General features: G+C 61.1%; 14 protein-coding genes and 2 tRNA genes. 5 read left to right on the forward strand and 11 right to left on the reverse strand.

Annotation, left to right across the window (positions count from 1 at the left end; all coding sequences use genetic code 11):
* The 4 genes from JQ611_RS09165 to JQ611_RS09180 all read right to left on the reverse strand — a co-directional run bounded on the left by JQ611_RS09165 (position 1) and on the right by JQ611_RS09180 (position 2,174).
* A complete protein-coding gene (locus JQ611_RS09165; protein ID WP_212263547.1) occupies positions 1-612 on the reverse strand; it encodes an NADH-quinone oxidoreductase subunit C in 612 nt (203 codons plus the stop codon).
* A gap of 12 nt (positions 613-624) precedes the next feature.
* Complete coding sequence (locus tag JQ611_RS09170; RefSeq protein ID WP_192733457.1) at positions 625-1,221, reverse strand: NADH-quinone oxidoreductase subunit B family protein; 597 nt, start codon at positions 1,219-1,221, stop codon at positions 625-627.
* Entirely contained in the window at positions 1,212-1,577 is a 366-nt protein-coding gene (locus tag JQ611_RS09175) for an NADH-quinone oxidoreductase subunit A (protein WP_212263548.1), read from the reverse strand. The genes JQ611_RS09170 and JQ611_RS09175 overlap by 10 nt, the downstream gene beginning before the upstream one ends.
* A 138-nt stretch (positions 1,578-1,715) precedes the next feature.
* Positions 1,716-2,174, reverse strand: a complete 459-nt coding sequence (locus tag JQ611_RS09180; RefSeq protein ID WP_212465268.1) for a hypothetical protein — start codon at positions 2,172-2,174, stop codon at positions 1,716-1,718.
* Positions 2,175-2,382: 208 nt separating this feature from the next.
* On the opposite strand from JQ611_RS09180, the gene JQ611_RS09185 reads away from it, so the two are divergent.
* The gene (locus tag JQ611_RS09185; protein WP_212263550.1) at positions 2,383-2,583 is read left to right on the forward strand and encodes a hypothetical protein; all 201 of its coding nucleotides are present in this window, start codon (positions 2,383-2,385) and stop codon (positions 2,581-2,583) included.
* Between the two features lie 160 nt (positions 2,584-2,743).
* Here the strand turns inward: JQ611_RS09185 and JQ611_RS09190 are convergent.
* A tRNA-Asp gene (locus JQ611_RS09190) sits at positions 2,744-2,820 on the reverse strand.
* A 227-nt stretch (positions 2,821-3,047) separates the two neighbouring features.
* Here JQ611_RS09190 and JQ611_RS09195 point away from each other — a divergent pair.
* The 4 genes from JQ611_RS09195 to JQ611_RS09210 all read left to right on the forward strand — a co-directional run bounded on the left by JQ611_RS09195 (position 3,048) and on the right by JQ611_RS09210 (position 5,953).
* Positions 3,048-3,347, forward strand: coding sequence for an HU family DNA-binding protein (locus JQ611_RS09195; RefSeq protein ID WP_212263551.1), 300 nt, complete (start codon positions 3,048-3,050; stop codon positions 3,345-3,347).
* A gap of 104 nt (positions 3,348-3,451) precedes the next feature.
* Positions 3,452-4,708, forward strand: a complete 1,257-nt coding sequence (gene pepT, locus JQ611_RS09200; protein WP_212263552.1) for a peptidase T — start codon at positions 3,452-3,454, stop codon at positions 4,706-4,708.
* A 111-nt stretch (positions 4,709-4,819) separates the two neighbouring features.
* On the forward strand, positions 4,820-4,987 hold the full coding sequence (locus JQ611_RS09205) for a hypothetical protein (protein WP_212263553.1): 168 nt from the start codon (positions 4,820-4,822) through the stop codon (positions 4,985-4,987).
* Between the two features lie 183 nt (positions 4,988-5,170).
* Positions 5,171-5,953, forward strand: a complete 783-nt coding sequence (locus JQ611_RS09210; protein WP_212465269.1) for a cobaltochelatase CobT-related protein — start codon at positions 5,171-5,173, stop codon at positions 5,951-5,953.
* Between the two features lie 98 nt (positions 5,954-6,051).
* Here JQ611_RS09210 and JQ611_RS09215 read toward each other — a convergent pair whose 3' ends face one another.
* The 6 genes from JQ611_RS09215 to tig form a co-directional block, all read right to left on the reverse strand.
* On the reverse strand, positions 6,052-6,912 hold the full coding sequence (locus tag JQ611_RS09215) for a class I SAM-dependent methyltransferase (protein ID WP_212465270.1): 861 nt from the start codon (positions 6,910-6,912) through the stop codon (positions 6,052-6,054).
* Between the two features lie 130 nt (positions 6,913-7,042).
* A tRNA-Val gene (locus JQ611_RS09220) sits at positions 7,043-7,118 on the reverse strand.
* 107 nt (positions 7,119-7,225) lie between these two features.
* Complete coding sequence (gene lon, locus JQ611_RS09225) at positions 7,226-9,652, reverse strand: endopeptidase La (RefSeq protein WP_212263556.1); 2,427 nt, start codon at positions 9,650-9,652, stop codon at positions 7,226-7,228.
* 323 nt (positions 9,653-9,975) lie between these two features.
* On the reverse strand, positions 9,976-11,250 hold the full coding sequence (gene clpX, locus JQ611_RS09230; RefSeq protein ID WP_027537232.1) for an ATP-dependent Clp protease ATP-binding subunit ClpX: 1,275 nt from the start codon (positions 11,248-11,250) through the stop codon (positions 9,976-9,978).
* Positions 11,251-11,679: 429 nt separating this feature from the next.
* Positions 11,680-12,315 (reverse strand): ATP-dependent Clp protease proteolytic subunit, encoded by a 636-nt coding sequence (locus tag JQ611_RS09235; RefSeq protein WP_192733466.1) that lies wholly within the window; start codon positions 12,313-12,315, stop codon positions 11,680-11,682.
* A 248-nt stretch (positions 12,316-12,563) separates the two neighbouring features.
* Positions 12,564-13,925 (reverse strand): trigger factor, encoded by a 1,362-nt coding sequence (tig, locus tag JQ611_RS09240; RefSeq protein ID WP_212465271.1) that lies wholly within the window; start codon positions 13,923-13,925, stop codon positions 12,564-12,566.
* Positions 13,926-13,970: the final 45 nt, after the last annotated feature.

A 13,970-nucleotide genomic window follows, 5' to 3' on the forward strand; every position in this document is an offset into this window, starting at 1 on the left:
TCAGGCCTTCGGCTCCGCCTTCTCATCGCCGGGCAGCGGATAGTCAGCGCCTTCCCATGGCGAGAGGAAATCGAACTTGCGGAATTCCTGGTTGAGACGGACGGGTTCGTACAACACCCGCTTCTCCTGGTCGTCGTAACGCACCTCGACGAAGCCGGTGAGCGGGAAATCCTTGCGCAGCGGATGGCCGTCGAAGCCGTAATCGGTCAGCAGGCGGCGCATGTCGGGATGGCCGGTGAAGATCACGCCATAGAGGTCGTAGCATTCGCGTTCGAACCAGTCGGCGCCGGGAAACACGTCGATGATCGAGGGCACCTGCGTGGTCTCGTCGGCCTCGGCGCGCACGCGGAGGCGACCGTTCAGCGTCGGGGACAGGAAGTGATAGATCACGTCGAAGCGTTTTTCGCGGCCGGGATAATCCACCGCCGTGACGTCGATGATGCTGACGAAACGGCAGGAGGGATCGTCGCGCAGGAATTTAACGACCTCGACGATTTTGGTCGCGTCGACCGTGATCGTGAGCTCGTTGTACGCGACCGCGTGGGCGCTGGCCGCACCCGGAAGCGCGCTAACAATCGTCTGCCCCAAGGCGTCGAGCTTGCCGTCGTCCATTGACCTGAAACCTTAGCGTTCGATGGTGCCGATGCGCCGGATCTTCTTCTGCAACAGCAACACGCCGTAGAGCAGCGCTTCCGCCGTCGGAGGGCAGCCGGGCACGTAGATGTCGATCGGCACGATCCGGTCGCAGCCGCGCACGACCGAATAGGAATAGTGATAATAGCCGCCGCCATTGGCGCACGACCCCATCGAGATCACGTAGCGCGGCTCCGGCATCTGGTCGTAGACCTTGCGCAACGCCGGCGCCATTTTGTTGGTCAGCGTCCCCGCAACGATCATGACGTCGGACTGCCGCGGCGAAGCGCGCGGCGCAAAGCCGAAGCGCTCGACGTCGTAACGCGGCATCGACACCTGCATCATCTCGACGGCGCAGCAGGCCAGACCGAACGTCATCCACATCAGCGAGCCGGTGCGCGCCCAGGTGATGAGATCGTCGGTCGCGGCGACGAAGAAGCCCTTGTCGGAAAGCTCGTGATTGACCTCGAGGAAGTACGGGTCATTGGCGCCGACCGGCTTGCCGGTCGAGGGATCGATAATGCCGGTCGCGGCCGGTGCGATCACCGGCGAAGACCCATGCGATACGGCGGTGGGGCTCAATCCCATTCGAGCGCGCCTTTCTTCCATTCGTAGGCAAAGCCGACCGTGAGGACGGCGAGGAACACCATCATCGACCAGAAGCCGGTGGCGCCGAGCTTGCCGAAAGCCACCGCCCACGGAAACAGGAACGCCACTTCGAGGTCGAAGATGATGAAAAGGATCGCCACCAGATAGAAGCGGACGTCGAATTTCATGCGGGCGTCATCGAAAGCGTTGAATCCGCATTCATAGGCGGAAAGCTTTTCCGGATCGGGCTGCTGGAACGCGACGAGGAACGGGGCAATCAACAGCGCCAGACCGATCAGGCTTGCCACCCCGATAAACACCATAAGTGGAAGGTAATTCTGCAGGATGCCGTTCATCGGCGGGACCTTTTCCTGCGGTTTCGGACAGCCGCAGATTCGCTGATTGGAATTATTCTTGAGGCTTAGCGCAGCGCAACAGAGGGCGCAAGACAAGCTATTTTGTGGTCTAACCGGGGCTACCACGCCGTGGACAACTCAGGAAAGCAAGGGCGTTCCCGTCGCCACCCTGGCCAGCGTTTCGCGCCGTGCTTCTCGCGCAATCCATTCATGCGAACCCTGCTCGCGCGGCGCGTAATTGGTGTACCGATCAGCCAACAGAATGTCCGGGCCCGCCGCTCCGGTTTTCGCGATGTGCATGCTGACGCAGGATTGCAAAACCATGGTGGCGGCTTCCGCCTCGGGCGACTTTTGCGATCGCACACACCGTCGAAGCCGAGCATGCGAGCGCTGGCGTCCGCGATCATCCTGATGACCGCAACCTGCTTTGGCCAGGGGCGTCGGCGCGCTCGCGGTCGGCACGATCAACGGGACGAACTGAAGAACGACTTGGCGCAGGCGCAGCGCCATTCCCTTCTGTCGGCCGAGGTCACGACTCGGCGCACTGCTGTGGACACCAAACGAACGGGTGACAGAACCGATCTCGGCATATCCCATTGTTATTGCTTATATTTCAAGCCATGTCGCCGGCCTATGCCTTCGCCGCGACAACGGGCGAACCACCTAACGACGCCGAAAAGGCGCAAAATCGCCCCGAAAGCCCACCGGACGAAACCATTTCACGGAATCCACGAAACCGTCCCGAAACAGACGGGGCGTACATCTCTTGCCATCAGATGGCGCATAGACGCCTCGGAGGCATCACATGAACCACTCAATTCACTCGGCAGACCGTTCGACCCACCTGAAGATCGTGGTTGTCGCGCTCGTGGCTGGTATCGCGGTGGCAGCTTTCGGCATCTCGGCGCGCACCAATTCGGAATACACCCAGACAGCCCAGACCCAGGTCGTGAAGGCAGGCAAGCCGGTTGTCATCACCAGCTCGCAGACCTCGGCGGTCCGCTAAGGGGTTTCGTTCTCAGCACCGGCAAGACGGCCGCCTTCGGGCGGCTTTTTTGTTGGCTGCGCAGCCACTTCTGCCGCACGCTGGAACCATCGGGCCGCGTTTGAGCGCAACCGAGTTCCAGTCCGACGATCGGGGGATTTTTCTTTAAGCCATTGAAAAATGGCGCGAGAGACGGGACTCGAACCCGCGGCCTCCGCCGTGACAGGGCGGCGCTCTAACCAACTGAGCTACTCCCGCGGATGCGTAATCACGTCTTGATCCGCGCAGAAGCGAGGACTTAAAGGGCCTCCTTGTTTTAGTCAAGGACGTTGCGAATCCCCTTGTCAAATGGGCCTTTTTGCGATGCCGATGCAAATAACGGCCTATTTGCAGGCAAAACAGCGTAGGCACCCGCCACCCGAATCGTTTAAGGCCTGATACGCCTAAGTTTCCGTAAAGCCATTCATCACCAAGGAGGGCCGAATATGGCGAAGAAAGCAGCGACTCCGGCGACGATCACGCTGAAGCATCTGGCAGCGGCAATCGCCGAGGATCAGGAATTGTCCAAAAAGCAGGCTGAGTCGATCCTGACCGACACGGTCAGCCTGATCACCAAGCACCTGAAGAAGGGCGAGCGCATCCGCATCGTCGGTCTCGGCATCCTCCAGGTCCGCAAGCGCGCCGCCCGCATGGGCCGCAACCCCGCCACCGGTGAAGCCATCCAGATCAAGGCCAGCAAGAAGGTCGCCTTCCGTGCGGCCAAGGAACTCAAGGAAGCCGTTTAAGCGACAAGCTTTACGGTCCGACATTCAAGCGCCGTTCCGGGGGCCCGGAATGGCGCTTTTCTGTTATAGAGCGCCGTCGTTTCTCAAAACCTGTTGCGGTTGTCATGCTGGCTTCGCCCCTCGCCTTTACCCACGGTGTTACCGAGCGCTTCCTGCGCTATGTCGTGATCGATACCCAGTCGGATCCGGCGTCGCCGACCTGCCCTTCCACCGAGAAGCAAAAAGACCTCGGCCGCGTGCTGGCGGCCGAACTCAAGGCGATGGGCCTCTCCGATGCCCATCTCGACGAGCACGGCTATGTCTACGCGACGATCCCGGCCAATTCAGACAAGAAGGTGCCGGTGATCTGCTTCTGTTCGCACATGGACACCTCGCCGGATTGCAGCGGCAAGGACGTCAAGCCGCAGATCGTGCGCAATTATCGTGGCGGCGACATCGTGCTGCCGGCTGATACGACGCAGGTGATTCGATTCGCCGATCATCCGGCGCTTGCCGACCAGATCGGCAACGACATCGTCACGACAGACGGCACCACGCTATTGGGCGCCGACAACAAAGCCGGTCTTGCCGAGATCATGGATGCCGCGCAGTTCCTGATCGACAATCCGCAAGTGAAGCACGGCGCCATCAAGATCCTGTTCACGCCGGACGAAGAGATCGGCCGCGGCGTCGACAAGGTCGATCTGAAAAAACTCGGCGCCGATTTCGCCTACACAATGGATGGCGAGACCGCGGGGAATATCGAGGACGAGACGTTTTCGGCCGATGGCGCCACCATCACCATCGAGGGCGTCAGCACCCATCCGGGTTTTGCCAAGGGCAAGATGGAGCACGCGATCAAGATCGCCGCCGCCATCGTCGACCGCCTGCCGAAAGACACCTGCTCGCCGGAGACCACCGAAGGCAAGCAAGGGTTCCTGCATCCGATCGGCATTTCCGGTGCACTGGAAAAAGCGACGATCGGCTTCATCGTGCGCGATTTCACCGACGAGGGCCTGAAGGAAAAAGAGGCGCTGCTGGAGGGCATCGTCAAGGACGTGATGAAGGACTATCCGCGCTCGACCTACCGGATGGAGGTCAAGCACCAGTACCGCAACATGAAGCAGGTGATCGACCGCCACCCCGAAATCGTCGACTACGCGATCGAGGCGATCCGCCGCGCCGGCTTGACGCCGGTGCGCTCATCGATCCGCGGCGGCACCGACGGCTCACGGCTGTCGTTCATGGGGCTGCCCTGCCCCAACATCTTTGCCGGCGAACACGCATTCCACTCGCGGCTGGAATGGGTCAGCGTACAGGACATGGAAAAAGCCGTGCAGACCATCGTGCATCTGGCGATGATCTGGGAAGAAAAGGCCTAGCTGACGAGCGGGAGCGATAGTGTGAAAATCAGAAATTCGATTTGTCTCGTGTGGTTGTTGGCATTTGGAACGGCGCCTTCCCTGGCGCAAACCTCAGCCGAGAAAGTCACCGTGAGCTCCCTGCTCGCGCAGGACTACGCAATCGCCGGGACCTCGGCGCCGGCGAGCGGCGGCGCCGGACTGTTTCTGCGCAAGGGTCCAAAACTCTATTTCTGCTTCGTTTCCGAGACCCGGCAATCGGCAACGGTTTCGACCGAGTATTGCAAGCCGGTCGAGTAGCCGGGCGAACCATCCTGTATTTGGCGGTGACCTGGGGGAGCTGACGACGCGCCATGGGCTTTTCCGCTAGCCGAAAGTTCAGCAATGCGACGAAACTACCGAGTCTATACAACCAAGTATGACAGGGAGATTCACGCCAACCAAATTGACTCGGTTCTTGGCCGTCCTTTACCCCGGGACAGGATGGCACTCGATGAAGCGTGGCATGCCTTCCAATCCGACCTGCTCCCCTGGAGAACCCGATTGCTTGTCGTGGCGGCGGACGTGAGCGCGCGCATCAGAGCAAATTTGACCAATTCAGATCGTAGCAATACCGCTGTGACGCTCTTGGTGGATCAGTCGGGCTCCATGCGCGGACAAAAAATGCTGTTCGCGGCGGCAACACTCGATGTAGCCCAAGAGCTACTGGTCAGCCTTGGTTTTGCCTGTGAGGTTTTGGGCTTTACTACCTCGGAGTGGACTGGCGGACGTTCTCGCAACCGATGGAAGTGGCGTTTCAGCCGAAATAACCCGGGCCGACTGAACGATATTCTACACATAGTCTACAAGAGCGCGGATGACCTGCGCGCAAGCACCGGAAGGGCCGACTTCCGGCAGATGCTACGTCCGGACCTGCCGAAGGAAAATATAGATGGCGAGGCCGTGCTGTGGGCTGCACGGCGCCTGCTGGCGTTACCTCAAGAAAAAAAGCATCTGATTGTCCTGTCAGATGGCGCGCCAGTTGATGATTCAACCCTACAGGAAAACGGCCTCTCCTATCTCTCTGACCACCTCCATGAGGTGGTGGGTCAAATCAAGGAGGCGGGCAGGATCAATTTGGCAGCCCTCGGACTGGGCCACGACGCCAGTGAGTACCCCGTCACAAGCATAGTCGATGCGCCCGACGAGCTTGGTGGAGCCCTTGTTTCTCTGCTGGAGCGCATCCTCGCAGGCGAGCACGCGATGTTGGGCGCTCGGTCGCCGTAGCCTTCGCTCGGTCGAGTAGCCGGGCGAACCGCGGGGCCCGGACTCAAAATCGCGAAAACAACCCCATGCAAAGATAGCCAGGGTTGAGCAACCGGTAATTAGGTAGCGCGCGCGGTCACGATCCAGACCGAGGCCGGGAGCAGCACGGCGTCGCCCTTGGCGTACGGCGTGAGCGCGTCACGGATCGAATTGGCCGCGGCAACGCGAAGCTCCTCCGGCTGGCCGTCCAGCGCGCGGCTCACCGGGCCGATTTCGAGCGAACCCTGCACCGCCCCATCGACGCCGCGGCCGATCGCGGCGTCCAGCAACAGCGGACAGGCTTCCATTTCCACCGCGGCAAAGCCGGCTTCGCTCAGGATGCGGCGCACGCGCGCTTCCGAGGCAAACGCAAACGGCCCGGGATCTTCCGGCCCCTGCTGTGGCAGCTTTGGCACGTGTTTATAGGCAGCCTGCAATGGCGCCATGAAGAACGGGTTTTCGCGCGGCTCGCGCCAGCAGGCGAATGCCAGCCGGCCCGTGGGTCGCAGCGCCTTGCGCATGTTGGCAAACGACGCCACCGGGTCGGCAAAGAACATCACGCCGAACCGCGACGCCAATAGATCAAAGCTCGCGGGGTCGAACGGATAGACGGTGGCATCGGCCAGCGCGAAGTCGACAGGCAAATCCTTCGGCGCGCTCGCCCGCGCCCGTTCCAGCATCGGGCCTGATATGTCGACGCCGAACGCGTGTCCTGACGGCGCAACCTTTTTCGCAAACGCAATCGTGGTGACGCCGCTGCCGCAGCCGATATCGATGACCCGCTCGCCCGGTTTGGGCTTCGCGCGATCGATCAGAAGGTCGGCGACCGGCCCGAGCACGACGTCCTGCTCCGCCTGCCGATCAGCCCAGCGTTGCCCGGCCGGGCCGTTCCAGTAGGCTATCTGATCGGCGTTCTGCTCGTGGCCTGTGGGGGCGTCCATGTGGTGTCTCGCGCGTATGAAAGGCGTGGTCCAACGAACAGTCCGCCTTCGCTCTTCGAGCTACGGCGAGACAGCCTTCGCGCTTCGCACCCTGGCTGGCTTGCCCAGCCGTAGCGCGAAGCGCGAAGGCTGGTAGGCGATGACGGACTCGAACCGCCGACATCTTCCGTGTAAAGGAAGCGCTCTACCAACTGAGCTAATCGCCCTTAAGTCGCCTGTTTAGCGCCGCCCTGCCCCTTGGCGCAAGCGGGGATGCCCTAACAAAAAAGCGGCGCCCCGGGGACGGGACGCCGCTTTGTCACATTGTCTGGTCTCAGTGGGCCGTCAGGCCGCCACCGGCGTCATCCGCAGCGTCGGATTTGACCGGCACCTTGCTGTCCTCTTCCCAGACGATCGCCACCGGCGGGCGCACCAGCGCCTTGGCGACGACGTCATCAAGCCGGGCAACCGGGATGATGTCCATGCCGCCCTTGATCGCATCGGAAATCTCCGTGAGATCCTTGGCGTTGTCCTCGGGGATAAACACCGTCTTGATGCCGCCACGGGCCGCCGCCAGCAGCTTCTCCTTCAGGCCGCCGATCGGCAGCACCCTGCCGCGCAGCGTGATCTCGCCGGTCATGGCGACATCGTGCCGGACCGGAATGCCGGTCATGACCGAGATGATGGCGGTCGCCATCGCGACACCCGCCGACGGTCCATCCTTCGGGGTTGCGCCCTCGGGAACGTGGACGTGGATGTCACGCCGGTCGAACAATGGCGGCTCGATGCCGTAGTTGATCGCCCGCGAGCGGACATACGACGCCGCCGCCGAGATCGACTCCTTCATGACGTCGCGCAGATTGCCCGTCACCGTCATCTTGCCCTTGCCGGGCATCATGACGCCTTCGATCGTGAGCAGCTCGCCACCGACATCGGTCCAGGCCAGGCCCGTTACGATGCCGACCTGAGGCTCGCTCTCGATCTCGCCGTAGCGGTACTTCGGCACACCGAGGAATTCCTCGAGGGACTTCTCGGTGACCTTGACCGACTTCTTCTTGGAGATCATCAGCTCCTTCACCGCCTTGCGGGCGAGTGTGGAGAGCTCACGCTCCAGGTTACGCACGCCCGCTTCGCGGGTGTAGCGGCGGATCATCAAGAGCAGCGCATCGTCGTCGATCGACCATTCCTTGGAATCGAGGCCATGCTTGGAGATGGCGTTCGGGATCAGATGCTTGCGCGCGATCTCGACCTTCTCGTTCTCGGTATAGCCGGCGATCCGGATGATCTCCATGCGGTCCATCAGCGGCCCCGGAATATTCAACGTATTCGCGGTCGTGATGAACATGACGTTCGACAGATCGTAATCGACCTCCAGATAGTGGTCGGCGAACGTGCCGTTCTGCTCCGGATCCAGCACCTCAAGCAGCGCCGACGACGGATCACCGCGGAAATCGGCGCCCATCTTGTCGATCTCGTCGAGCAGGAACAGCGGATTCGAGGTCTTCGCCTTCCGCATCGACTGAATGATCTTGCCGGGCATCGAGCCGATATAGGTGCGGCGATGACCGCGGATCTCGGCCTCGTCGCGCACGCCGCCAAGCGACACGCGCACGAACTCGCGGCCCGTCGCCTTCGCGATCGACTTGCCCAGCGAGGTCTTGCCGACGCCGGGAGGTCCGACCAGACACAGGATCGGTCCGGTCAGCTTGTTGGCGCGCGACTGCACCGCCAGATACTCGACGATCCGGTCCTTGACCTTCTCAAGCCCGTAATGGTCGCTGTCCAGGACCTCCTGCGCGGCCACCAGGTCCTTCTTGACCTTGGACTTCTTGTTCCACGGGATCGACAGCAGCCAGTCGAGATAGTTGCGCACGACGGTGGCTTCCGCGGACATCGGCGACATCTGGCGCAGCTTCTTCAGCTCGTGCTGCGCCTTCTCCCGCGCTTCCTTGGAGAGCTTGGTCTTGGCAATCTTCTCTTCCAGATCGGCGAGCTCGTCGCGACCTTCGTCGTCGCCGAGTTCCTTCTGGATCGCCTTCATCTGCTCGTTCAGGTAATACTCGCGCTGGGTCTTCTCCATCTGGCGCTTGACGCGCGAGCGGATGCGCTTCTCCACCTGCAGCACCGAGATCTCGCTCTCCATCAGGCCCAGCACCTTCTCCAGGCGCTGCGTCACGGACAACGTCTCCAGGATGCCCTGGCGATCGGCGATCTTGACGGCGAGATGCTGGGCGACCTGATCGCTCAGCTTGGCGAAATCAGTGATCGCCTGAACCACGCCGACGACTTCGGCGGAGATTTTCTTGTTCAGCTTCACATAGCTTTCGAAGTCGGACACCACCGAACGCGAGAGCGCCTCGGCCTCGACGGAGGTCGCATCGGTATCGGCGAGCGCAACCGCGGTGGCTTCGTAATATTCGCTGCGGTCGGAATATTTCTGGACGCGTGCGCGCTCCAAGCCTTCGACCAGCACCTTCACGGTGCCGTCGGGCAATTTGAGCAGCTGCAGGACGCTGGCGAGCGTGCCGACTTCGTAGATCGAATCCGGGCTCGGATCATCGTCGGACGCGTTCTTCTGCGTCGCGAGCAGGATCAACGCATCGTTCTTCATCACCTCTTCGAGCGCGCGGATCGACTTCTCGCGGCCGACGAACAGAGGCACGATCATGTGCGGGAATACGACGATGTCGCGGAGCGGCAGCACCGGATAAGAGTGGCTTTCGCCGTGGACGATAGATGGCCGGGGTTTGGCGGTCGTCATGGCCTAATTCCTTTTGTTGTGCCCCCTTGCACGCAGTCCGCCTGTTGTGCGCAACCGCCACAAGGTGCCGGGAGGTTCCGGGGCTGCAAGCCACCTTCGCAGCCTGTTTTTCCGGATCGTTTGGCGACGAATCTCAAGCATGAGCTTCGCCACCGACAGCATTAGGTGGCTATCGGGTACGGGGGTGTCAAGTCACGAAAAATGCCCGCCAAATGGGGCTAAACGCAAAAGGATTGCTGCGAAATAACTACGCCGCTGTGGCCGCCGGAATGTCCCGGCAGCCGTCCTGTTTGGGACAGAAATCCATCCCGGACCAGGGCCTATCAGGCGCTGGCGCTGCTCTCGACGGCGCGGTCGGAACGGTCCGCGTAGATGTAGAGCGGACGGGCAGTTCCCTCGACCACTTCGCGCGAGATCACCACCTCTTCGACGCCTTCCAGACCCGGAAGATCGAACATGGTCTCGAGCAGGATGCTTTCGAGGATCGAACGCAAGCCCCGCGCGCCGGTCTTGCGCTCGATCGCCTTGCGGGCGACAGCGCCAAGCGCCTCGTCGGCGAAGGTGAGTTCGATATTCTCCATTTCGAACAGCCGCTGGTACTGCTTGACCAGCGCGTTCTTCGGATCGGTCAGGATCTTCTTCAGCGAAGCCTCATCCAGATCTTCCAGCGTCGCGACGACCGGCAAGCGGCCGACGAATTCCGGGATCAGGCCGTACTTCAAGAGGTCTTCCGGCTCGACATGGCGGAAGATTTCGCCGGTGCGGCGGTCTTCCGGCGCCAGGACCTGCGCCGCGAAACCGATCGACGTCGAACGGCCGCGTGCGGAGATGATCTTCTCGAGGCCCGAGAAGGCGCCGCCGCAGATGAACAGGATGTTTGTGGTGTCGACCTGCAGGAATTCCTGCTGCGGATGCTTGCGGCCGCCCTGCGGAGGCACGGAGGCAACGGTACCTTCCATGATCTTCAACAGCGCCTGCTGCACGCCCTCGCCCGAGACATCGCGGGTGATCGACGGATTGTCGGACTTGCGGCTGATCTTGTCGATTTCGTCGATATAGACGATGCCGCGCTGCGCGCGCTCGACATTGTAGTCGGCCGACTGCAGCAGCTTCAGGATGATGTTCTCGACGTCCTCACCGACATAGCCGGCTTCGGTCAGCGTGGTCGCATCCGCCATCGTGAACGGCACGTCGAGAATCCGCGCCAGCGTCTGGGCCAGCAACGTCTTGCCCGAACCGGTCGGACCGATCAGCAGTATGTTCGACTTCGCGAGTTCGACGTCGTTGTGCTTGGTCTGGTGATTGAGCCGCTTGTAGTGATTGTGGACGGCGACCGACAGCACCTTCTTGGCGTGGCTCTGGCCGATCACGTAGTCGTCCAGCACCTTGCAGATTTCCTTCGGCGTCGGAATGCCGTCGCGCGACTTCACCAGCGAGGATTTGTTCTCCTCACGGATGATGTCCATGCAGAGCTCAACGCATTCGTCGCAGATGAAGACGGTGGGTCCCGCGATCAGTTTGCGGACCTCATGCTGGCTCTTGCCACAGAACGAGCAATACAGCGTGTTCTTGGAGTCGCTCGTGCCGACCTTACTCATTCTATTCTCCGTCCGCCGTTCGATCCCGTCACTCGATCGACCCATTCCGGTACCAAACCGGACCTGAAAGTAGATAGAGCAAATTCCGTACCAAAAAAGACCTTAACTCAGTACGCGCCGTTCGAATCACGGTTTACTCGAATCCCCGCGATCCTACCCGATCCCTCACAGCCAACCATGCTGACACCCGACTATCAAGAATTCGCTAACCGGGCTCGGCGCGGACACCGTGACAATACCGTGATTTTCGGCCTTCGCACGGGGAGAAGCTACCGAAATCACCCAAGCGTTGCGCGATTACCACGCCGCCAAACCAGCACGAAAGCGGAACTTTCTGCCTACGTTCGGGCATAAGCAGCCGCTTAGAGCGTAATTTGCCGATTGGGCCCACCTGTCAAGGTCAACGCGTGGGTACCTCCACCCGTTACCTTACGGGGTCTTGGTCATCGCCGGCTCTTCCGGACGCTTATCCATCACCTTGTCGACAATACCGAAGTCCCTGGCCATGTCGGCGGTCAGGAACTTGTCGCGCTCCAGCGCTTCCTCGATCGCCTTGTAGGTCTGGCCGGTGTGCTTCACGTAGATTTCGTTGAGCCGCTTCTTGAGATTCAGGATCTCCTGCGCGTGCAGCATGATGTCGGTGGCCTGGCCCTGGAAGCCGCCGGACGGTTGATGCACCATGATGCGCGAATTCGGCAGCGAGAAACGCATGTCCTTGTGGCCCGCCGCCAGCAACAGCGATCCCATCGACGCTGCCTGCCCGGTGCACAACGTCGTCACCGGCGGGCGGATGAACTGCATGGTGTCGTAGATCGCCAGGCCCGATGTCACCACGCCGCCCGGCGAGTTGATGTACATCGAGATTTCCTTTTTCGGATTCTCGGCTTCCAGGAACAGCAGCTGAGCGACGATCAGCGTCGACATGCCGTCTTCGACCGGACCGGTCAGGAAGATGATGCGTTCCTTCAGAAGGCGCGAGAAAATGTCGTAGGCGCGTTCACCGCGGTTGGTCTGTTCGACCACCATCGGCACAAGGTTCATGTAGGTTTCAACGGGATCGCGCATTAGTCACCCAAAGGTTGGCTGGGGCGAACATCCATCGGCAAGCCGGCTGATTTGCCAAAAGTGGACGAACGTCCCGTGATGCAGAACTTCAAAGACAACTCACAGATATGAGCCAATTTCCCGGCCACAAGGCCGAGCAATTGCGAGCTGGATTAGACGAGTTCAAACTGATTCGCAGGCGAACTCATAGCGACGGATGCCGAAGCCCCGCCGCTTTCGCCGTTCATCATTAACATCAGGTGCCGGGATTAAGCGGCAGTTTTCTCAGCGTCCTCGTCCTTGAACAGGTCTTCGCGCGAAACCTTCTTTTCGGTCACGTTGGCGAGTTCGAGGATGAAATCGACCACCTTGTCTTCATAAATCGGCGCACGAAGCTGGGCCAGCGCATTGGCATTGTTGCGATAGTAGTCCCAGACTTCCTTCTCGCGGCCCGGCATCGACCGCGCTCGCTCGATCACGGCGCGGCTGACTTCGTCGTCGGTGACGGTGATCTTGTTCTTCTCGCCGATCTCCGACAGCACGAGGCCGAGCCGGACCCGGCGGTCGGCGATCTTCTGGTACTCTTCCTTGGCGGCGTCCTCGGTGGTGTTCTCGTCGGCAAAGGTTTTGCCGCTGGATTCCATTTCGGCCTTGATCGAGTTCCACATCAGATTGAACTCTTCAGCGATCAGTGACGGCGGCGCCTCGAATTTGTGGCTTTCGTCGAGACGGTCGAGCAGCGCGCGCTTGACGCGCTGGCGCGTCGCACCGGCAAATTCAGAGACCAGGCGCTCGCGCGCGGCTTCCTTCAGCTTGTCGAGCGATTCGAGGCCGAGCGTCTTGGCGAACTCGTCATCGACGGTGGTCTCGCCCGGGGCTTCAATGGCGGTGGCGGTGGTTTCGAACTCAGCGGGCTGGCCGGCGAGCTTTTCGCTCGCGTAGTTCTTCGGGAAGGCAACCTTCAGCGTGCGGGTCTCGCCCGCGCCGATGCCGATCAACTGCTCTTCAAAGCCCGGAATGAACTGGCCGGTGCCGATCACGACAAGGATGCCCTCGCCGGTACCACCCTCGAACGGCGTACCGTCGATACGGCCGGTGAAGTTGATGGTGACGCGATCGCCGTTCTCGGCCTTCGCGCCTTCGCTCTTGGCGTTATAGGGGCGGCTCTGGTCCGCGATCCGCTTGATGGCGTCATCGACATCGCTGTCGGACACGTCGACGACCGGCTTCTCGACGGTAAAGCTCTTGAAGTCGGCGAGCTGGATCGTCGGCACCACCTCGATCGCCACCGTGTAGGTGAGATCGCTCTTGCCGGCGAGGAGTTCCTCGACCTCTTTTTCCTCGGTCGGCATCGTGATCTTCGGTTCGGTCGCAAGGCGGAAGCCGCGATCGGTGAAGATCTGCGTGTTGGTGTCGCGGATGGTCTGGTCGATGGTCTCGGCCATGACAGAGCGGCCATAGACTTTCTTCAGATGGCTCACCGGCACCTTGCCGGGACGGAAGCCGTTGAGCTTCACCTTGTCCTTGAGGTCGATCAGCTTGGCGCCGGCCTTGGCATCGAGATCCGATGCGGGAACGCTGATCTTGAACTCGTGCTTCAATCCCTCGACGAGGGTTTCGGTGACCTGCATGGCGTCAATCTTCTTCCGTTTCGGCAGGGCCTGATGGCCCCGACA

Origin of the sequence: Bradyrhizobium sp. AUGA SZCCT0182, from assembly GCF_018130185.1 — a bacterium.
GTDB lineage: Bacteria > Pseudomonadota > Alphaproteobacteria > Rhizobiales > Xanthobacteraceae > Bradyrhizobium.

What these genes read in the sequence shown, in the direction of transcription:
- JQ611_RS09165 (WP_212263547.1), bottom strand. Translation starts at nt 612, where the DNA reads ATGGACGACGGCAAGCTCGACGCCTTGGGGCAGACGATTGTTAGCGCG.
- JQ611_RS09170 (WP_192733457.1), bottom strand. Translation starts at nt 1,221, where the DNA reads ATGGGATTGAGCCCCACCGCCGTATCGCATGGGTCTTCGCCGGTGATC.
- JQ611_RS09175 (WP_212263548.1), bottom strand. Translation starts at nt 1,577, where the DNA reads ATGAACGGCATCCTGCAGAATTACCTTCCACTTATGGTGTTTATCGGG.
- JQ611_RS09180 (WP_212465268.1), bottom strand. Translation starts at nt 2,174, where the DNA reads ATGGGATATGCCGAGATCGGTTCTGTCACCCGTTCGTTTGGTGTCCAC.
- JQ611_RS09185 (WP_212263550.1), top strand. Translation starts at nt 2,383, where the DNA reads ATGAACCACTCAATTCACTCGGCAGACCGTTCGACCCACCTGAAGATC.
- JQ611_RS09195 (WP_212263551.1), top strand. Translation starts at nt 3,048, where the DNA reads ATGGCGAAGAAAGCAGCGACTCCGGCGACGATCACGCTGAAGCATCTG.
- pepT (WP_212263552.1), top strand. Translation starts at nt 3,452, where the DNA reads ATGCTGGCTTCGCCCCTCGCCTTTACCCACGGTGTTACCGAGCGCTTC.
- JQ611_RS09210 (WP_212465269.1), top strand. Translation starts at nt 5,171, where the DNA reads ATGGCACTCGATGAAGCGTGGCATGCCTTCCAATCCGACCTGCTCCCC.
- JQ611_RS09215 (WP_212465270.1), bottom strand. Translation starts at nt 6,912, where the DNA reads ATGGACGCCCCCACAGGCCACGAGCAGAACGCCGATCAGATAGCCTAC.
- lon (WP_212263556.1), bottom strand. Translation starts at nt 9,652, where the DNA reads ATGACGACCGCCAAACCCCGGCCATCTATCGTCCACGGCGAAAGCCAC.
- clpX (WP_027537232.1), bottom strand. Translation starts at nt 11,250, where the DNA reads ATGAGTAAGGTCGGCACGAGCGACTCCAAGAACACGCTGTATTGCTCG.
- JQ611_RS09235 (WP_192733466.1), bottom strand. Translation starts at nt 12,315, where the DNA reads ATGCGCGATCCCGTTGAAACCTACATGAACCTTGTGCCGATGGTGGTC.
- tig (WP_212465271.1), bottom strand. Translation starts at nt 13,925, where the DNA reads ATGCAGGTCACCGAAACCCTCGTCGAGGGATTGAAGCACGAGTTCAAG.